The organism is Actinoplanes sp. NPDC049548 (assembly GCF_040676695.1).
Classification (GTDB): Bacteria; Actinomycetota; Actinomycetes; order Mycobacteriales; family Micromonosporaceae; genus Actinoplanes.
Genome location: NZ_JBFAPM010000016.1, coordinates 182303 through 202352, shown reverse-complemented (window position 1 = coordinate 202352; position 20050 = coordinate 182303). Strand labels below are relative to the sequence as shown.

Here is a 20050-nt window from a genome sequence, read left to right as displayed (position 1 = left end):
AGGTCCTCGACTGGAAGACGCCCGCCGAAGCTCTCGACGAGCAGCTACGGTTGCTCCAACCGGCAGGTGTTGCAACGACCGGTTGAACCTAGGCAATTTCGATCAAGAAAATTTGTCCGTGCTCTGAACCAGCATCACATGATCGGTTCGATGGGCAGAGTCGGTGCCGCCGGTGACAACGCCGCCATGGAATCGTTCTTCGGCCTGCTGCAGAACAAACGTCCTCGACCGCCGTACCTGGACCAGCCGGCAGCAGTTGAGGACCGCGATCGTGACCTGGATCGAACGGACCTACCACCGCCGCAGACGCCAACGATCACTAGCCCGATTGACCCCTATCGAGTACGAGACCATCATGACCCCACCGGCCAGTCAGGCCGCGTGCCATGCCCTGTCACCTGTCGGTGCAGCAGACCCTTGTTCTCTCCGCTGGTCATCGGTTTGGCGATCGCTCGCAAATCTCTGCTGCCACCGCCACAACAAGTGCGTCGTACCTCAAAATGACGGCGTACGTGCCGGACGGACGTGCAACGGCGAGCCCGCAGAGGTGGAAGCTCTTGGGGCCCGAGGACGAACGGCTGCGCCACGACCTTCACCTCGTCCGGTTCGTCGCGCAGCATGTGCTGATCGCTTCGAGCAGGCCGCTGACCTGCAGGGGCCAACCAGCAAGCCCGTTCGTGGCCTGCGCCCAGTCCCTTTCCGGCTTGTAGGCGATGCCGTCGACATTTAGGACGACTGACGCGCGGGCTAACTCCTCCCGGCGCCACGCTAGGAGACCGAGTGAGGTTGAGCGCTGGGATAGGGCTACCTACCGGCGGAAGCGGAAGTTGGCAAAGGCGAGATCACAGCGGCCTTCGCCGTCCAAGGCGTGCATCTGCAGACGTACCCGATTCGATGTCGCGACGTCGAACGAGATCGGGTAAGCCTCGCCTAGCTGAAGTTCTCTGTCGAACCGGGCCGTCCCATCAGTCATGATCTGCGCCGAGAGGCGGCAGCTTGCAGGCGCGTCACTGGTCAGGCCGACATTGCCACTTAGGACTCGGTAACCAGCCGGAACGTTGTATTCGATCCAGGTTGCGTTGCCGTTGTTCGCGCACCGATTCGAGCCGAAGATGCCGTCAGCGCACAACGCGACGGAGTGCTGGTAGGACTCCTTGAGGATGGTCGTGGGGCCGAACGACATGGTGTCGCCGCTGCTTTGTACCTCGTCTTCTTCGTCGAGGTAGAGCACGGATGCCGGTGGCACCACAACGGGTGACGCTAGGTCGTTCACGGTCAGCCCGTTGTCGTCGTCCGTAGTGACTGGCGGGGTCACCCGAGGTGCTTTGGTGCGTTTCGGGGATGCCTCCGGCGACGGAGTCGACGTCGTCGGCTCGGGTGCGGGGTTGCCGTCGATGTCTGCATTCGGCTGGGCCGCATCGGCAGCGGGCCCCGCAGCAGCAGTCGGCTCGTGTTTGAGTGGCGTCCAGTCGGCTATATCGCGGATGAAGCCCGTGAAAGCGATCAACACGCCCGCAAGGCCCACGAGGAACGACCAGACCGCGAGGCGCCGGTGATTCTCCAGCCAAGCCAGTAAGCGCGACATGCCAACCTCATTTAACGGTCACCGGCCGAAGCTTGAGGACCGCTCCTGACCCGAGCCCTCAGATCGGTTAACGATCGGCCGCCCTTCCAGAAACGAGATCGAAGGTCCGGACCGGCGGTAGCGACCGCCTGCCTGGAGAAGTTGGGATCCACGTGGCTGGCGGCCTAGCGTTAGTTCTCCCATCGTCAACCACGCTTCGTAGTGCCGCCACGCCTCGCCCTGCCACTCCTGACGTTGCCCCCTTGTCGTTTGACGGTGGCTAGCAGGGTTCTGGAGGACGGTGGAGGCGCGATAGAAGCGCCGGAAGAGCCGCGACCGTTCCGCGGGTGGGATGCCGATTCTCATGTCGGGGGTGTTCCAGGTGCTCCAGTTGTCGTCGGTGCTGACGGTGATGGTGCCGCCCGTGGGGGTGTACTTGATCGCGTTGCCGAGCAGGTTGTCGGCTACCTGGCGCAGCCGATGCGGGTCGGCGTGCAGAACGGTGTTCCCGGGAAACCGAGGAGGGGTCGCACTTCGCGACCCAGGGCTCGAAGTCCTGACAGGACGCGGACGCTCGGCGTGGGGACGGCTCGCCTCCTTGCGCCGGCTGCGGAGGGGGTATCCCAGGCGTCATCGAGGAGGATAGAAAATCGCCAGGCTGGCCGTCGACCTCGTAGAGGGGTCGGCGGGGACGCCGGACGGCATGCCGATCAGCGGCGTCCTCGGATCTGAGCCCAGTAGGGGTGCGCGCGGCGGATTCTGCTCGCTGTGACCGGGGTGGGGACTCAGCCGCGAGCCGTGGCTCGAACGCGGGATCGACGGCCGCGTGTCAGCCGCAGCCTGCCGGCTGGCTGATGCGAAGCGGCGCCCGTGCCGCCTGAGGCGACAGCGGGCGCCGCTTGCTCGTCGAGCGCGGGGGTTCCTAGGGTCAGTCGCCCCCTTGCCCCGGGCAGTTGATGGCCGCCGAGACGGACACGGTGGTGTCGCCGGCGGTGACCGTGATGGCGGCGGTGCCTACGCCGGAGTCGGAGGGCGTGCGAACGCTGTGCAGATCGACCAGGCCCGCGCCGGATGCGTCGGTCACGAACGTTGCGGTCGGGTGCCAGGAGCCACTGCTGGTGGCCGTATACGCGGCATTGGGCGTGCCGGCGGCGACGGTGACGCGCACGTGGGCGCCGAGGTCGTCGCAGAAGGTGCCCTGGTACTGCTCGGCGGTCACCGTTCCCACCGGCGATGCCACGGTATCCGCCGATGCGTTTAGGGCCGTACCTGCGATGACCCCGACGGCGGTACACGCCAGCGTGGCAGTGAGCATGGTCTTGGAGAGTCTCATTTTTCCTCCGCTTGAAACGAATGGGGGGGCTCGACGGCAGGCGTAGGCGGCCCGCGGGAGGCTGGAAGAAGGCGGCGGGTGGCACTTCGCTCGGTCATCGGGGTGGACTCCGCAGCGACAGTTCCATGTGTCCCTCGACGGCGCCGCCGGTGTCGTAGGCGACCAGGTCGGCGATCTTGTTGCCACCGGCGGTCGAGTACCAGCCGAAATAGCGGCCGGCTACCCGCAGGGCGGGGCGGTGGGTGCCGTCGGGCAGTCGCAGCTCGGCGCGGGCCGTGGTGCCGGCGGACACCATGTAGGTGGCCTCGACGTCGTCGCCGTCGCCGTCGTCGTCGCCGTCGCCGTCGTCGTCGTCGTCGCCGTCGCCGTCGCCGTCGCCGTCGCCGTCGCCGTCGCCGTCGCCGTCGACGTCGACGTCGACACCGAACGTCTCGGTGTGTCCTGTGGGTGCGCAGCTGCCGCCGCTGCCCTCGAACGCTGTCGGCTCGGGGGCCGCCGCGTTCTTCGGGGCCTCGAACAGGCGCGCGAAGCATTCATAGCCGTTGCCCGCCCGGGCGGTCCAGACCGAGAAGTGGGTGCCGTCGGGCCCGGCTGCACTTGGGAATCACCACCGTGAAACCCACGTGTCCGCCGCGATGGACAAGTTGAAACTGCGCAATCGAGTTCAGGCGGCCGTTGTTGCGCATCGGCTGGGCCTGGTCGACGAGGACTTCCGTCCCGTCGATGTCCCCGACGAATCTGGCGGCCGGTAGAAGGAACAGGACCTTGTCTTCGTCCGCACTGCCCCCGTAGGCGATTGAGGAGCGTTGATTTCCACCCGGGGCGCCTGGTCGGTCCGGAACACTGAGGCCGTGGACATCGACGGCGCCTTCGGTCTTCTGCTGAGAATCGTTAGCGTCCCGTGCCTGGTGCTGGCCGGGTTGAACGCCTATCAAGCCATCACTAGGCGGCGGCTGAGTAAGGCGCCGAGCCGGCGTGATGATCGAACCATGCGGCGTCAGTCCGCCGTGGCCGCGGTAGTGCTGGGCCTCGTGGGAGTGCTGGCGATCGCCTTGAGCTTCGCCATCCCGTTCGTAAGCTAGGCACTATCAGCCCGGCGCTCCGTCCAGCGTGCGGCCGCCCTGTGTCGTCTCGTAACCGCCTATACCTCCGCGCTGTCCACATCTGCGGCCGATCGTGGGCGGCGGCTCCACTGTAGCGTCACGCGCCGTATCGCCAGCTCGACGCGCCTGCACACGCTCGTGGACCATCGTGGCGGATGGCGTCGTGATAGCTTGATTGATCTCAAATTGCCGGTCGCCATGATTCAACATGACCGTCAGCGCCAGATCGTCGCATGCCGGAGCAACACTTCGGCGAGGGCGTGCCTGGCTCAGGCCCCGTCACCGTGCGTAGACGGTGGGGCCGGCCGACGACGCGTGAGCGGGTCTCGCTGGGGGTGGGGCCCAAACTCGCGAACATCGAGATGGGTGAGATCTCGGTGGTGCCGAAACTCAGCGACATCTGGTGCCCAGACCATCAACAGAGACGGCCCGCAGTACTACTGCTCATCGTGGTCCTGCGGCAACGGCGGCCGCCGGAACAGGCCGGTGATGGCGGTGAGTGGGCTCGTGGCGCTGTAGTACTCGATTTCCGTCGTCTCCTTGAAGCGCCCGTTCGCCGATCGCTCCACGACGCGCTTTTCCCGCTTCTTCCCGCCGGTCGTATGCAAGTAGAGGCCGTACATGACCACGATGGCGAGGATGCCGGCCTCGATGACCGGAAGCTTGGCCTTCGCGTCGAGTAGAGCGTTGCGGACGAGCTCAGCCTGGCCGGGCTCCTCCCACGCGGCCGAGAGGACGGCCAGGGCGCCCTGCTCGAGCACGTCGGACTGGTGCTCGAGCAGCCGCAGATAGTCTTCCGCCCGCCCCGCGTCCACGGCGGACGCGAGGATCGCCGCGTGCATGTCGCCGTGCGGCAGGTCGTTGGTGTGTTCCGCCAGGTAGTAGCGGGTGCCTTGCTCGATGGTGTCGGCATCGGCCTCGATGCTCTCGAGGAATGCCAGCAATGTCTCGGTCATCGCCAGTCTCCTTCCAGTGTCAGGGCCCAGGCCAGCCAGGGCGGCTGCGTGTTCCGGCCGGCCAGGCAGGCGGAGCGCAACGCCGCGCCGAGCGGCTCGCCGGCGGCGAACCGCGACAGCGTGTCATCGAGGATCGGCAGCACCGCCTCGGCGACGCCGTCCCACCCGGGCGCCACGATCGCCGTGGTGCCCGCGTGGCGCAACGTGCCGAACAGTCCCAAGCGGTCGCCGAGGCCGGCGTGGTAACTCACGCCGCTGGAGCAGGCGGCTGAGAACACGGTGCGCGAGGCGTGCTCCAGCCGGGTGCAGTCCCGCCAGCTCAGCCGGTGCCCGATCCCGTCCGAGCTGCCGGTGGCCACCGCCCCGGCGAGCGGCAGGTCGCCGTGGTTGGCGAGCATGAGAGCGACCTCCTGCTCTGTGTCGCTGGTGTACCCGTGGCAGAGCAGCACGGCGATGTCGCACTCGCGCATCACCCGGTTGAACGCCGCCCGGTCGCACGAAGCCTCCGGCGGTGCGAATGCAGGAATTCCCAGCCGGGTCGCGTGCGCTGCCGTGGCCCGTAGCCCGCCGGCCACCTCCGGTCGTTCGCCGATACGCGGTACGGCCAGCACACCGATACGAGTCCGCGGTGGTGGCGGCTGGGAGATCAAATCGATCAGGGCGGTCCAGCCCGGGGCGTACGACACGCTCCAGGCCGGTCCGACGGCGGCGTGCCAGGGCAGACCGGCGGTCCACCGGTTCCCGATGATGACGACGTGGTCGCCCGGCGCCGCGTGTTGGCGCAGGGCGGCGACCAGCCACTCCGCCAGCCTCCGCCAGTCCGGCTCGTCCAGCGGATCGCCCCGCCGCCGCGGTCCCCAGTTGTAAAGCCGGGTCCGCACCCGGACCGCCACGCCGGACGGCTCGACATCGATCGGGGGCAGCAGCCGCGTGGCGACTCGGCCGTTGGAACCGATCCGGGTGAGCAGGCAGCCGAGGCTCGTTTCGTCGGCGGCGGTCCAGGACCGGCAGTGGAACCATTCGATCACGACCAGACCGCCTTTCTCCGGCGTGAGGCGCCGCAAAACCCGGTCGCTCACACCGTGCCGGAAGGGCTCCAGATGGGGTACGCGTCGCTGGATGCCGACCCGTCCGGTGGCGTCGCGCTGGAGCTCCGCGACCAGCCGGAGGTCCTGCACGTCGGTGCCGGGGCCTCCCATCAGGAGGGTGGCCAGGTGGCCGAGCGGGTCGGCGAGGTGGCCGGGACCGCGGACGACCAGGCTCAGGTCGGTCATTTCGGCGACGGACGCGGAGACTGCGGTGGGTACTTGGCACAGGTACCGCCGGCCGGCCGGGGCGTCGCGGTGGAGATAGCGGTCGAAGGCCAGCTTGATCAAGGTGGTCGCGTCGGGCGGCATGCCGTATCCCTGGCGGACCGCGTACGCGTTGGCCCAGCGTGCCCCCACCGGCCGCGGCATCCGGACCGCGTCCACCAGTGCGGCCTGCGCCTGGACGGTGGCGGCGTGCATTGCCGCGTGCCCTGCCGCCTTCGCCTGCTGAGCCAGCCGGCCGAGCATGACGGCCACCTCAGCGAGCCGGCTCCGACCCGATGCCGGTAGTCGGACGTGGTGCTGCAGCAGCATCGTCCAGCACTTGGCCTCGTCCAGCAGGTGCCAGCCGTTGCGTGGTGAGACCGCGCGGCCGGCGAGACCGTGGGCGAGTAGCAGTTCGATCGCCGCTTGATGTTGCCCCTCGTACATGAGGGTGGCGGCGCGCTGCACCGAGTGCCGCGCCACGTCGTCGGGCGCGGCCAGACGCCCGGCACGCTGTCGCCGCTCCTCCGCCCCCTCGGCGTCTCCGAGCGCCTGCCGGGCGGCCGCCTGGTAGGTCAGTAGCAGCGGATCGGCACCGATCCGCCGCTCGACCTCCTCGAAGATCGGCAGTGCGAGATCGGGACGGCCCATCTGCAGGTGGCTCAGACCCAGATTGGCCAGTGCCCACGGGTACCGGTCGGAGGACTCGGGTAGCAGCCGCATGATCTCGCGCCGCACCGCGAGCGCGTCAACAGCGCGGCCCGACGCCTCGAGCGCAATCGATCGCTCATGCCAGAGGCTGATCCTCGCCTGGTCGCCGGCACGGCCCTCCCAATCGGACGGGGAGTCCCCGATTCGGGCGAGCACCCGCCGCGGTTGCTGGGCCCGGTTGACGGCGCCGGCGAGCCACGCCTCGACCTTGGCCCGCCCATCGGCGTCGTCACCGACCCGCTCCAGCATGGTGGCGGCGATGGTCTCGAGGCCGTCGAACCGGCCCTGGGCGACGAGGAACTCGGCGTGCGCCCTTGCCGCGCCCGTCAACGCCTCAACCGTGCCCAGCCCTTGCAGCATGTCCAGCACGCCCTCGACGGTGTCGACCGGCGAACGCACATTGAACTGGGTCACAGCCCGCAGGAGATGCGGATACCCCGCCTTGCCGGCGATCTCGCCGAGCAGCTCGACGGCATCCGGTGGGAAGGCGTCCCCGTGCTCGGCGCTGGTGATCTCGGACAGCCAGCCGGTGAGCGCGTGCCAGGCCTCGTCGTAACCGACCGTGGCCCCCGCGCGCTGGGCCGAGATCACGCCGGCCGCATCCTCCGCCCGCCCGACGGCGAGCTCGTGCGCGAAGAACAGGAATGCCCAATGTTGCGCCTGCGGGTTCGGCTCCTCCATGTGGACATGGATGCTGGCGCGGACCGCCTCCAGGACGTACGGGGACAGCCGGCCCGCGAACTCGGACCGATAGCTCTCCTCGAAGATGAGAAGAGCCGCCGCAAGGTGATCGAAGGTGGGCCCGCGATCGACGTAGGTGGCCAGGTCGCCCTCGAAGGTGACGCCGTCTGGCGGAGTCGAGCCCGGCGAGATCAGTCGCGTCCACTCCTCGCACAGAGCGACCAGGACGGAAGCCTGCAGCAGCGTGAGGGCGGCTATCCGGTCGCTCTCGCGGAAGCGGTCCGGCGTCACGAGTGCCGCCATCGTCGGATGGTCCACCGGGCCGGCGCCGGGTAGGCCGAAGCCCAGCTCAGGGAACTCGTCGGCCGCGGCAAGTCTCGCCGCCGCGAACAATTCCGGGGTGAACGCCCGCCACCGTTCACTCAGGAACCCGTCCGAGGCGCCGTCGGTAACCGCCCTGGCGAACTCGATCAGCGGCGCCAGCCGTTCGTGGAGGACTCCGACGACGATCCGGCGCAGCGTGTCGGCGTCCGGCACCTCCACCAGCTGCGGTGCGGCGACGCCCGGCAGCACCGCAGCCCAGTTGCGGCTGAGCAACTCGTCCCGCCGGTCCCGCAGCAACTCCCCGACGACGAACGCGACGGCACCCCGGGACGCCAGCACTACGACGATCGACGAGGCGACCCCGACCGGGGCGACGCACGACGGGCACCGAGCACCGTCGAGAAGCCCTCGCAGCAGCGGGATAAGCCGGGACATGTCCGTCTCGCTGACCAGGAACAAAGTTTTCGCGACGACGAACCCGTCAACCCGCGCGCCACACCGCGGGCATCTCATCACCGTTCCACCGTACGGCGTCGAAACAAGCGCTCCAAAGTACTTTGATGCTGGAGATTATCCCGGAGTCTTCCCGGCTCCTGATCTTGAATGTCCGTCAAAACGGGGCAGGCCGGCCGGCCGATGCGTGAGATCCGGATCGCGACGTTCAACATGGAGATCCGGTTTGGTCGAGGGGTTCGACCTGGGGACGATCGCCGCTGGCGCGGCGTCGGCGGGTTGCTGGTCGCCGAGGAGGGCACTTGCACCTGCGACGTTGTTGGGCGTCGCGGCCGGCAAATGTGCATCGCCGCCGTGCTCGTGCAGTTTCGACAAGGGCTGGGCGCCGATGTCGTTCACCACCGAGAAGGCTGAAGCCGAGTTCTACGGCGATCGTGGGATGACGTATCAGATCACCGGCCAAGTATCGGTCGACAAGAACCGCGGGGTGGTCGCCGATTACCAGGCGACGGCGTACAAGTCATGGAATTGCGACAAGCGAGAGAAACTGAGCGGGGTCTCATTCGGAGGTGCCGCCAAGCCGCCGGATACGAGATCGCCCGGGAGTTCGCCGTAGTCGGCATCAGCACTCCGCATTGGCAGTGATAATGTCTCGCTATGCTTCGATGAACGGTGGAAAGATGCGCAGGCGGTGGCTTTTGCTCGGCGCAGCGGTGCTACTGCTGCTTGCCGGGTCGGCGTTCGCAGCCGTGCACTGGTTGCGGCAGCCGGGTGTCGACGACCCGCGGGCGTACGCGGTGAGCGAGACCGACGTCTCGCTCACCGAGGCCCTCGGTCGGGCCGGGATACGCGTACCCCCGTGCCTCGACCCGGTACTCCGGTACGCGCTGGTTGGTGACGGCTTGGGCTACCACTATCGGATCTACCTGGCCGCCACCGTGCCGGTCACCTGCGCCGACGCGTTCTTGGCTGACAACTCCCAGACGACCGCGGCCCAGCAGGGCGCGATCGGGGACGCGAGCAAGGACGCCCCGCTCGCTTATCGCAGCTTGTGGATGAATGAGCCGGTGATCCAGAAGATGGGCTGGGAGATCGGCCCGGAACAGCATTTCCAGGAATACGCCGCGGCTCTGCCCACGCTCAATTACGCCATCACCACCCTGGTGCAGCATGTGCCGGGGTCGGACGACGTGCACATCTATGTGTACGCCTTCCACGGTGGCTGACAATTCGTAAGGCACTGAAGCTGGAGACATGACCGCCTTCGTCCACGGAATCGAGGCCGTTTCGTGGTGGGCGCGGGAGTCGGATATTGTGCGATCTGTTCTTCTCCAGGCTTGGTTCGCATGCTATCGGCGGTGCCAGAAGAGTGCAATGGAGTATTTTGGACTTTGTCCTGATGTTGCACGCTGCGAAGGCGATCATGCGGCGGCAGGGCACTTCCGGGATCGAGCTGTCAGACCGCGGAGACCAGTGGTGCTTCTCAAGAGAGCGCGGGTTGGTGTGGTTGCGCATCCCGGGCGGCGTCGATGGAGGCTGGATCAACGGTTGTGCCCGGTCGAGGTATTCGAAGAGCTTGTAGGGGTGACCTTGGCCGACGCCTTCCGGTTGCTGCTCTGGGGGCAACCAGCAGCGGTAGACGGCTGGCGTCCACAGGCAGTGTCCGACACGCTTAAGGCCGTTGTAACATCCGGTGGGAACTTCCGTCCGTCTTCAAGGCAGCCTGCGGGCAGCACGCGAGCCACTTCGGCGGTCGTCCGCGCCTTGCCGCTTCGCTCTCGGCGCGGCCGGCGGTGGCCACCGTGGGACCGGCAGGCACGGCGAAACCCGAGACCTCCGACGAAGAGGAAACCGGGGCCAGGCGTGGCAGCGGCACGACGAGAGCGCGAGTACGAGTGAGACCAGCTCGACGGATGCGTCGAGCCCGTCGTTTACCGGCGCCTGTCTGTCCTCGGCGCGCCTGATCCGTGAGCTCTATGATCAGGCGCCGGTGGTCAGTTCGGCGGGGCGCTCCACCTTCCCAACCCGGGCGCGGCCCGGCCGAGCGAAGCTTGCGCCAACGGATGCCGTAACCCGTAGTGGGTGGCCACCATCTCCACCGGGGAAGCCATCCGCTCAGGAGCGTTCGAGGCGGCGCGCCAGATGGCGCCCGGTCGCGCTGTCCCTGGCCTCGGCGATCGTGGCGGGAGGGCCGGCCGCGACGATCCGGCCGCCCGCGTCCCCACCGCCCGGGCCGAGGTCGATGACCCAGTCGGCGCCGGCGATCGTGTCCAGGTCGTGCTCGACCAGGACGACGGTGTTGCCGGCGTCGACGAGCCGGTGGAGTTGCCGCAGCAGCAGCGCGATGTCCGCGGGGTGCAGCCCAGCGGTCGGCTCGTCGAGCAGGTAGAGGGTGTGGCGGCGGCGGGCCCGTTGCAGCTCGGTGGCGAGCTTGATGCGCTGGGCCTCGCCACCGCTGAGCTCGGTCGCCGGCTGGCCCAGCCGTAGGTAGCCCAGTCCCACCTCGCGGAGCGTCTCGAGGCTCCGGGAGGCGGCCGGGACGTCGGCGAGGAACTTGGCGGCGGCGTCGACGGACATCGCCAGCACGTCTGCGATGTTCTTGCCGCGGTAGGTCACCTCCAGCGTGTCCGCGTTGTACCGCGCGCCGTGGCAGGCCGGGCACGGCGCGTAGGTCCCGGGCAGGAACAGTAGTTCGACCGCGACGAACCCCTCGCCCTCGCAGGTCTCGCACCGGCCCTCCGCGACGTTGAAGGAGAACCGCCCGGCCGTGTACCCGCGCGCCTGCGCCTCGTCCGTCGCCGCGTACAGCTTGCGCACCGCGTCGAACATCCCGGTGTAAGTGGCCAGATTGGACCGGGGCGTGCGACCGATGGGCCGCTGGTCGACCCGGACCAGCCGGTCGAAGGTGTCGAGCCCTGCCGTGTCCCGCACGTCGACGTCGAGCTCCGCCTCGTCGGGCTCGTCGCTCGCCAGCCCTAGGTGGCCGCGCACGACCTCGGCCAGCACCTGCGTGACCAGCGTCGACTTGCCGGAACCGGACACCCCGGTCACCGCGGTCAGCACCCGGAGCGGCACGTCAACGGACATGTCGTGCAGGTTGTGGCGGGAGATGCCGCGCAGGTGCAGCCAGCCCTGGGGCGTACGCGCGCGATGGTCGAGCGGCTCGGCACGGCCGAACAGGTACCGGCTGGTGGCCGACTCCTCGACCTGTTCGAGGCCGGGAACCGGTCCGCTGTACAGCACGCGTCCGCCGCTCTCGCCCGCGCCGGGGCCGATATCGACCACCCAGTCGGCCCGCCGGACCACGTCCATGTCGTGCTCCACGACGAACAGCGAGTTGCCCGCCGCCTTCAGCCGGTCCAGTACGTCCAGCAGCGGCTCGGCGTCGGCCGGGTGCAGGCCCGCGGAGGGCTCGTCGAGCACGTAGACGACCCCGAACAGCCCCGAACGCAACTGGGTGGCGATCCGGAGGCGCTGCGCCTCGCCGGGTGACAGCGTCGTCGAGCGGCGCCCGAGGCTGAGGTACCCCAGGCCGAGGTCCAGCAGCACCTCGACGCGCGCGACCAGGTCGGCGCAGAGCCGGACCGCGACCTCGGTCGTCTCCCCAGACCGGGCGGTCGGCGTGGCAGCCCCGGCCCCGGACAACCCCGCGGCGGGCCGCAGGAGCGCCACGACGGCGGTGAGGGGCATCGCGTTGACGTCGGCGATGGTGCGGCCGGCGAAGGTCACCGCGAGCGCCTCCGGGCGCAGGCCGCTGCCGTGGCACACCGGGCAGGGCACGCTGCGGACGAACCGCATCGCCCGCTCGCGCATCCGGTCGCTCTTGGAGTCGGCGAGCACGTGCATGACGTGCCGGCGGGCGCTCCAGAACTTCCCGTAGTAGCCGCTGTCGATGCGGTCCGGCTCCGGCGCGACGAGGACGGACGGCTGCTCGTCGGTGTAGAGCAGCCAGTCCCGGTCCTTCTTCCTGAGCTTGCGCCACGGTCTGTCGATGTCGATCCCCAGGCCGCTCACGACGCTGCGCAGGTTGGCGCCCTGCCAGGCGCCCGGCCAGGCCGCGATGGCGCCGTCGCGGATGCTCAGCGACGGGTCCGGGACGAGCAGGTCCTCGGCGACGTCGTGCACGACGCCCAGTCCATGACACCGTGGGCAGGCGCCGGCCGCGGTGTTGGGGGAGAACGCCTCGGCCTCCAGCCGCGTGGCGTCCGGCGGGTAGGTCCCGGCGCGCGAGTAGAGCATGCGCAGCAGGTTGGACAGCGTGGTGATGGTGCCGACCGTCGACCGCGAACTGGGTGCCCCGCGGCGCTGTTGCAGGGCCACAGCCGGCGGGAGGCCGGTGATCTCCTGCACGTGCGGCGCACCGACCTGCTGCAACAGCCGGCGGGCATACGGCGCGACGGACTCGAAGTACCGGCGCTGCGCCTCGGCGTAGAGCGTGCCGAAGGCCAGCGAGGACTTGCCCGAACCGGAGACGCCGGTGAAGGCGACCATGGCATCGCGGGGAATGTCGACGTCGACGTTCCGAAGGTTGTGCTCGGCGGCGCCCCGAACGCGCACGAACCGGTCATTAACGTCGTTTTCCACCAGGTCTGTTTACCCTGTTCGGCGGTGCCGAATCGCCGCCACGCTCGCGGCGCAGAGCGGGGCGGAGCGGGGGCATTGCCGCCCACCCGACATGCATGTTCCTTCCGCGCCGGCGGCATCGAGCTTCGAGTCGTCGAGCCACCCGCGAGCCCGCCGACCGCTCGTCGCCCGGTCGGCGGCTGTCTCGGCGCGCACCGCTGAGTGGTGCTTGATCGGCGCAGCCCGCCGCTCATGTGACCGGCATCACATCTGAGGGCGGTCGAGTCAACCCGTGAAGGCACTGAAAACGCTGGCGACCCGAAGGAATGAGCACCATGCGCGAGGAATTTCAGATGATCGAGTGGGTCGAGCCCCCGATCGGTGATCTCGTAGAGGAAGCGGTGGCCAAGGGCCGCCGGAGGCGGACGGCGAAGCGATTCCGGGTCGGCGGTGCCGGCTTGGCGGTGCTCGCCGTGGCCGGCTTGGCCGCGGTCCTCGTCGTTCGCAGCACTGCCGCGCCCTCCTCCGCGGTGCCCGGGGTCGTCACCGCGGCCGCCCCGTCGCCGGCTGCGAGCAGTTCCGCTCCCGCGCGGCAAGTCGACCGGGTCAAGGGCACTCCGGCCGGCCTGCTCGAACTGCTGATAGAGAATCTGCCGGAAGGCAAGACCAGCCGGTACGCCGGCGTCGTGGAGTACGGCGATGTGTCGGTGCAGACCTTCCTCGACCGCGGCCAGGGGCCCGGCATGATCCGGTTGCACGTGATGACGCGTAAGGCAGCGGACTTCACCGGCACCTGGACCCCGCTGGGCAACGGCACCGAATACCTGGTCTTCAAGGCTCCCAGCAACTGTCTGCAGGACACCATCGTGTACGTCCATCACGCCGACGACACCCTGCTGCAGTTCGACCTGTCCAACCTGCGGCCAGAAGGGCTCGATCCTGACTGCTCGCGAGGCAGCCGAGGTCGGCGCGGACCCACGCTGGGGTGTGAAGATCGACCCGGCCCTCAACGCACAAGGCGCCGCGGCATTCCCACACCTGCCGGCAGAGCTCAAGTGAGCCGAGGCGACGACGACTTCGTCGAATACGCCCGGGCCTCGGCAGGCCGGTTGCGGCGTACCGCCTATCTGCTGTGTCGCGACTGGGAGCTGGCGGCTGATCTGACCCAGACGACGCTGGTGCGGATGTTCGAGCGGTGGCAACGCATCGCCCGGCGTGACAACCCGCACGCGTACGCCCGGCAGGTGCTCTACCGCGCCTTCCTGGACCACCACCGGTCGAAGCGCTCGCAAGAGATGACCACTGCCGACTTCGGCGATGTGCCGGGAAGGAGCGAAGACGCTGATCTGCGGCTGACGCTCATCGACGCGCTCGCCCGGATACCACCGCGCGACCGGGCCATCGTGGTACTGCGCTACTGGGAAGATCTCAGCGTCGAGTCGGTCGCCGAAATCCTCGATCTGCCGACCGGCACAGTGACCTCTCAAAGCGCCCGCTCGCTGGCCCGACTGCGCCAACTGCTGGGCCAACAAGCAGGACCAACGCCCGACAACTCATTGTTCGCCTGAACCGCGTCGAGGCGAGGTCGACACAGCCCGCCACCGGCTCGCACGCCGGTGGCGGTGCCCTTCCCCCAGCGGTGATCGAGGGCAGCATCTGGGTGAGCTCACGCCTTGATCGCTCACGACAGCACAGGCACAGCTGATGTCGGCGGTCAGGTCGAGCCAGGGTCGGTGGCCGCGCCGGCCGCCGGTTCGGGCGCGATCGGCATTTCCCGCTGCAGAACGACGTATGCGAATGCTTGACGGCTTCTTGCAAGCTCTGTAGGTTCTTGCACCAAGTTTTCCAGAGTGTTTCAGAGATGTTGCGTCCTTCGGCGTACGGGGGCAGGAGACGGCATGGGCAGACGACGGTGGGCGGCGGTTCTGGTCGCTGTGCTGATGGCGACCGGGCTGAACGCCCTGGCCGCGCAGCGGGCGGGCGCGGCGCCAGGGGCCAAGGACGTCATCGTGACCCTCTTCGAGTGGAACTGGGTGTCGGTGGAGCGGGAGTGCCGGGACTATCTGGGCCCCAAGGGCTACGGGTACGTCCAGGTGTCGCCGCCGCAGGAGCACATCAAGGGCGGCCCGTGGTGGGCCTCGTACCAGCCCGTCAGCTACAAGGTCGACTCCAACAAGGGGGACCGGGGCGCCTTCGAGCGGATGGTGGACGCGTGCCACGACGCGGGCGTCAAGGTCATCGCCGATGTGGTGATCAACCACATGGCCGAGGGCTCGGGCAACGGCTGGGCCGGCAGCCATTTCGGCGACCGGGAGTACGACGGCATCTACAAGAGCTGGGACTTCCACGACGGCTGCGTGGTCCAGGACTCGGATTACCGCAACGACGCGTGGCGGGTGCGCAACTGCGACCTGCTGAGGCTGCCGGACCTGAAGACCGAGACCGACTACGTGCGCACCAAGCTCGCCGCGTACATGAACGACCTGCTCAGCCTGGACGTGGACGGCTTCCGGGTCGACGCCGCGAAGCACATGACGCCGGACGACATCAACGCCATCAAGGGCAAGCTCGGCAGGACGACCGCCGGCACCCAGCCGTACCTCGTGCAGGAAGTCATCTGGGGCCAGGGGGAACCGATCACGCCCGAGCAGTACACCGGCGTGGGCGAGGTGCACGAGTTCCGCTACGGCCGCGACCTCAAGCGCGTCTTCCAGAATGAGAAGCTGGCGTACCTGCAGAACTTCGGCGAGGCCTGGGGCTTCGTCAACGGCACGGTGGGTGTGCCGTTCGTGGACAACCACGACACCCAGCGCAACGGCACCACCCTGAGCTACAAGGACAACGCCACCTACACGCTCGCCAACGTGTTCATGCTGGCCTGGCCGTACGGTTCGCCGTCGGTGATGTCGGGCTTCGAGTTCGCCGCCAAGGACCAGGGCGCGCCGAAGGACGGCAACGGCAGGATCAAGGACGTCACCTGCTTCAACGGCGAGTGGAAGTGCGAGCACCGGTGGCCGCAGATCGGCAACATGGTGGCCTTCCACAACGCCGTGAAGGGTACCGCCGTCACCCACTGGTGGAGCAACGGCAACGACCAGATCGCCTTCGGACGGGGCGACAAGGGTTTCGTGGTCATCAACGACGAGGGCACCGGCGGGCTTCGCAGCTACCAGACCGGGCTGCCGGCGGGCACGTACTGCGACGTCATCAAGGGTCAGCCCACGCCGACCGGGTGCAGCGGTGATTCGGTCACGGTGGACGCTTCCGGGTGGTTCACCGCCACGGTCGGCGCGCACGACGCGGTGGCTCTGCACGTCAACGCCAGGGCCGGCACCTGACGCGGGGCGCCCGCACGAGGGCGCCCCGGCACCACACCGGCGCGGTGACCGCTGGGTCCGCCGGGGGCTAGGAGGGGGAGCGGCCGGCCGGTGCTGCGCGCTCCGGCGCGTACCCCGGGGGCTGCTCAGGCCGCGGCAGCAACGGCTTCAGCGGAGCCACCGGCCGCTGCAGGACGCTGCCGGCGGTCAGCTCGACCGCCTCGTCGTAGAGCCGGATCGGCAGCCGTCCGTCGGTGCCGTCGCGCAAGCTCACCCGTACCGTTTGATGGTCCGCTTCGACGAGGAGTCGCAGGCCGCTGTGCCGCAGGCGGAACCGCAGCGCGGTGATGCCCTCGGGCAGGCGCGGGGCCAGCGCGAGCACGCTGCCGTGCTCGCGCAGGCCGCCGAAGCCCTCGACGATCGCGGACCAGGCCCCGGCCAGCGACGCCATGTGCAGTCCGTCGCGGGTGTTGCGGTGCAGATCGCGCAGGTCGACCAGGGCTGCCTCCCAGGCGTAATCGTGGGCCAGCTCCAGGTGGCCGACCTCGGCACACATCACGGCTTGGGTGCAGGCGGACAGCGACGAATCCCGTACGGTGATGCGCTCGTAGTAGTCGACGTTGCGCGCCTTCTGGTCGGCGGTGAACGCGTCCGGGCACCAGTGCATCGCCAGCACCAGATCGGCCTGTTTGATCACCTGCCGCCGGTAGAGCTGGAAGTACGGCGCATGCAGCATCAGCGGCTCACCGGGGTGTTCACCGGCGAAGTCCCACGGGGCGTAGCGCGTGAAGCCGCCGGACTGCTCATGCACGCCGAGCCGCTCGTTGTAGGGCACGTGCACCGCGTCGGCGGCGGCCTGCCACGAGCGGGTCTCCTCCGGCCGGACGCCGAGCCGGGCGGCTGCCTCGGGCCGTCGGGCGCACGCGTCGACGGCCGCGCGCAGATTGCCGGCTGCCATCACGTTGGTGAACAGGTTGTCGTCGGCCACGGCGCTGTACTCGTCCGGACCGGTGACGCCGTCGATGTGCCAGACACCGTCGGCGTCGTGGTGGCCGTGCGAGACCCACAGCCGAGCGGTCTCCACCAGGACGTCGAGCCCGCATTCACCCTCGAGCGTGTCGTCGCCGGTGACCTTGCGGTAGCGGTCGACGGCACGGGCGATGACGGCGTTCAGGTGCAATGCCGCGGTGCCGGCCGGCCAGTACGCCGAGCACTCCTCGCCGTGGATCGTGCGCCACGGGAATGCCGCGCCGGCCAGGCCGAGGGTTTCGGCCCGGTGCCGGGCCCGGTCGAGGATGCTGTGCCGCCAGCGCAGGGCGTCTGCCGCGGCGTGCGGGGCGATGTACGTCAGCAGGGGCAGGACGAAGCCTTCGGTGTCCCAGAACGCGTGCCCGTCGTAGCCGGGCCCGGTCAGTCCCTTGGCGCCGATGGCCCGCCGCTCGGCCCGGGCCCCGGCCTGCAGCACATGGAACAGTCCGAAGCGGACCGCCTGCTGCAGCACGGGATCACCGTCGATCTCGACGTCGGCGGTGTCCCAGAAGTCGTCGAGGTACGCGCGCTGGTCGGCGGCGAGGCCGTCCCAGCCGGCGTAGCGGGCGCCGTTCAGTGCCGCCGCCACCTGGTCGCGCAGCGCCTGGGGCGAGCGTGACGAGCTCCACGCGTACCCGAGGAATTTGGTGATCCGCAGGCGCTCGCCGGGCCGCAGCACGGTGACCACCGTGGTGCGAGCCCAGTCCTCGCGGACGTCGGTCTCCTCGTCGTATCCCCGGGGCGCCTCGACGACGTGGTCCATGCCGGCGGCCATCAGCAGGGCGCTGACGCGGGTGCGGTGCAGCAGCACCGCACCGTGCTGCTCGGTGTCCTGGCCCACCGCCGCCAGCGGGCGGTCGAGCGCGGCGGCAACCCGGGGATCGGAGGACGACTGCGGCTGCTCCTCGTTGGCCACGAGGCCGGACTGCACGGTGATCCGCACCTCGTGGCCGACCGCCTCGACCTCGTAGTCGATGGCGGCAACCGCCCTTTGGGTGAAGGAGACGAGGCGGGAGCTGCGGATGCGCACCCGCCGTCCGGCCGGGGACTGCCAGTCGACGCTGCGCCGCAGCACCCCGTCACGCAGGTCCAGCACCCGTTCGTGGGAGTTCAGGTGGCCGTGCGCCACGTGGAAGGGCTCGTCGTCGACCATCAGGCGGATGAGCTTGCCGTCGGTGACGTTGACGACCGTCTGCCCCTGCTCCGGATAGCCGTAGCCGCCCTCCGGGTACGGCAGCGGCCGCTGTTCGTAGTAGGAGTTCAGGTAGGTGCCCGCGATGACGTGCGGCTCGCCCTCGTCCAGGTTGGCGCGCAGCCCGATGTGCCCGTTGGCCACCGCGAGCACCGACTCGGTCTGTGCCAGCCGGTCCAGCTCCAGGGCGGCCTCGCGGACCTGCCATGGTTCGACCGGAAACCGGGCGTCGCCGATCATGCGGACCTCACGCATCCTCCCACCCTGCCCGCTGCGGCGAGCCAGGCGAGGGCCGCGACGACCAGCGCCTCGGTTCCCGTGCTCAACGTGGGCTGCAGGACGGGCGCGAAGGCGGTCGAGTGATTGACCGGGATGTCCTGGGCGATCCGGCCGGCCTGCTCGGCATGGTGGTAGGCATCCGGGTCGGCACCTCCGATGCACCAATAGGTGTAGGGAACGCCCAGCGCGCGGGGGATGTCGCTGAAGTCCTCACTCGCCGACTGCTGCGCGATGGTCGCGGCACGGTCGCCGAAGAAGTCGGCGAACGCCGCGGCCACCCGCTCGGTGGTCGAGGTGTCGTTGTCGGTCAGCGGGAACCGGTCGAACAGCTCGAACTCGGGCTCGCGTGGCGACGCCGACGCTTGGCATTCCGCGGTCACGATGCGGCGGATGGCGGCGAGCATGGTGTCGCGGGTGTTGTCGCTGTAGGTGCGCAGGTTGAGCTGCAGCTGCGCGGAATCGGGGATGACGTTGCTCTTAGCACCCGCCTGGATGCTGCCCACGGTGAGCACGGCGGTTTCCGTCGGTGGCACCTCGCGAGCCACGACCGTCTGCAGCCGGACCACGATCATGGCGGCGAGTACCACCGGGTCGACGGCGGCCTGCGGCATCGACCCGTGGGCGCCTCGGCCGTGGACCGTGACCCGCATGCTGTCCGCCGCGGAAAGGATCGGACCTGGGCGTGTCCCCACCCGGCCGGCGGGGAACGGCAGGACGTGCTGCGCGAGAGCCACGTCGACACCGGGGACGATCCCGGTCAGGTCGTCGTCGATCATGGCTCGGGCGCCGTCACCGGTCTCCTCCGCCGGCTGGAACAGGGCGACGACGGTTCCGTTCCAGGCGTCGCGGGTCCTCGCGAGCAGCCGCGCCGCGCCCAGCAGGCAGGCAACGTGGACGTCGTGCCCGCATGCATGCATCACCGGGACCTCGGTGCCGTCGCTGTCGGTCGCCGTTTCCGTGCTCGCGTACGGCAGAGCGGAGTCCTCCCGCACCGGCAGGGCGTCCATGTCGGCGCGCAGCAGCACCGACGGTCCGTCGCCGTTGACCAGCACGCCGACCACGCCGGTGCCGCCGACCTTCGTACGCACCTGGAAGCCCGCGCGATGCAGGCCCTCGGTGACGACCTCCGCCGTGCGCTGTTCCTGGTGCGACAACTCCGGGTGACGGTGCAGGGAGCGGTAGAGCTCCTCCTGCTCGGCGCGAATACCGTCCAGGCCGGCCAGCACGGCCGCGGCCGCGGATGACGTGGTCAC

14 protein-coding genes and 1 pseudogene are annotated in these 20050 nt (G+C 69.1%); 6 read left to right on the top strand and 9 right to left on the bottom strand.

The window, feature by feature from the left end; translation table 11 throughout:
* Positions 1-93: 93 nt before the first annotated feature.
* Positions 94-355, top strand: a pseudogene (locus AB0J80_RS27915) (integrase core domain-containing protein); the annotation flags it as partial.
* Positions 356-808: 453 nt separating this feature from the next.
* Here the strand turns inward: AB0J80_RS27915 and AB0J80_RS27910 are convergent.
* From AB0J80_RS27910 to AB0J80_RS27895, 4 genes are all read right to left on the bottom strand, one after another.
* On the bottom strand, positions 809-1585 hold the full coding sequence (locus tag AB0J80_RS27910; protein ID WP_364710558.1) for a hypothetical protein: 777 nt from the start codon (positions 1583-1585) through the stop codon (positions 809-811).
* Positions 1586-1603: 18 nt separating this feature from the next.
* A complete protein-coding gene (locus AB0J80_RS27905) occupies positions 1604-2041 on the bottom strand; it encodes an ATP-binding protein (protein WP_364710565.1) in 438 nt (145 codons plus the stop codon).
* A gap of 451 nt (positions 2042-2492) precedes the next feature.
* Positions 2493-2792: a hypothetical protein gene (locus tag AB0J80_RS27900; RefSeq protein WP_364710555.1), complete on the bottom strand. Its 300-nt coding sequence runs from the start codon at positions 2790-2792 to the stop codon at positions 2493-2495.
* Positions 2793-2991: 199 nt separating this feature from the next.
* A complete protein-coding gene (locus AB0J80_RS27895; RefSeq protein WP_364710552.1) occupies positions 2992-3192 on the bottom strand; it encodes a hypothetical protein in 201 nt (66 codons plus the stop codon).
* A 556-nt stretch (positions 3193-3748) separates the two neighbouring features.
* On the opposite strand from AB0J80_RS27895, the gene AB0J80_RS27890 reads away from it, so the two are divergent.
* Positions 3749-3979, top strand: coding sequence for a hypothetical protein (locus AB0J80_RS27890; protein ID WP_364710550.1), 231 nt, complete (start codon positions 3749-3751; stop codon positions 3977-3979).
* Positions 3980-4437: 458 nt separating this feature from the next.
* Here AB0J80_RS27890 and AB0J80_RS27885 read toward each other — a convergent pair whose 3' ends face one another.
* Together AB0J80_RS27885 and AB0J80_RS27880 are read right to left on the bottom strand one after the other, a co-directional pair.
* Positions 4438-4956 carry a hypothetical protein gene (locus AB0J80_RS27885; protein WP_364710547.1) on the bottom strand — a complete coding sequence of 173 codons (519 nt, stop codon included), beginning with the start codon at positions 4954-4956 and terminating at the stop codon, positions 4438-4440.
* Entirely contained in the window at positions 4953-8399 is a 3447-nt protein-coding gene (locus AB0J80_RS27880; protein ID WP_364710544.1) for a CHAT domain-containing protein, read from the bottom strand. Before AB0J80_RS27880 ends, AB0J80_RS27885 begins: the two co-directional genes overlap by 4 nt.
* A gap of 244 nt (positions 8400-8643) precedes the next feature.
* Between AB0J80_RS27880 and AB0J80_RS27875 the strand changes: the two genes are divergently transcribed.
* Together AB0J80_RS27875 and AB0J80_RS27870 are read left to right on the top strand one after the other, a co-directional pair.
* Positions 8644-9033 carry a hypothetical protein gene (locus tag AB0J80_RS27875; protein WP_364710542.1) on the top strand — a complete coding sequence of 130 codons (390 nt, stop codon included), beginning with the start codon at positions 8644-8646 and terminating at the stop codon, positions 9031-9033.
* A gap of 64 nt (positions 9034-9097) precedes the next feature.
* Positions 9098-9643, top strand: coding sequence for a hypothetical protein (locus tag AB0J80_RS27870; protein ID WP_364710540.1), 546 nt, complete (start codon positions 9098-9100; stop codon positions 9641-9643).
* Positions 9644-10532: 889 nt separating this feature from the next.
* Here the strand turns inward: AB0J80_RS27870 and uvrA are convergent.
* On the bottom strand, positions 10533-12974 hold the full coding sequence (gene uvrA / locus AB0J80_RS27865; protein WP_364710537.1) for an excinuclease ABC subunit UvrA: 2442 nt from the start codon (positions 12972-12974) through the stop codon (positions 10533-10535).
* Between the two features lie 341 nt (positions 12975-13315).
* Between uvrA and AB0J80_RS27860 the strand changes: the two genes are divergently transcribed.
* Positions 13316-14548, top strand: coding sequence for a SigE family RNA polymerase sigma factor (locus tag AB0J80_RS27860; protein WP_364710535.1), 1233 nt, complete (start codon positions 13316-13318; stop codon positions 14546-14548).
* A gap of 330 nt (positions 14549-14878) precedes the next feature.
* Positions 14879-16318: an alpha-amylase family protein gene (locus AB0J80_RS27855; protein ID WP_364710533.1), complete on the top strand. Its 1440-nt coding sequence runs from the start codon at positions 14879-14881 to the stop codon at positions 16316-16318.
* Between the two features lie 67 nt (positions 16319-16385).
* On the opposite strand, the gene AB0J80_RS27850 is transcribed toward AB0J80_RS27855, so the two are convergent.
* Entirely contained in the window at positions 16386-18758 is a 2373-nt protein-coding gene (locus AB0J80_RS27850) for a glycosyl hydrolase family 65 protein (RefSeq protein WP_364710564.1), read from the bottom strand.
* Entirely contained in the window at positions 18755-20050 is a 1296-nt protein-coding gene (locus AB0J80_RS27845) for an amidohydrolase (protein WP_364710530.1), read from the bottom strand. The genes AB0J80_RS27850 and AB0J80_RS27845 overlap by 4 nt, the downstream gene beginning before the upstream one ends.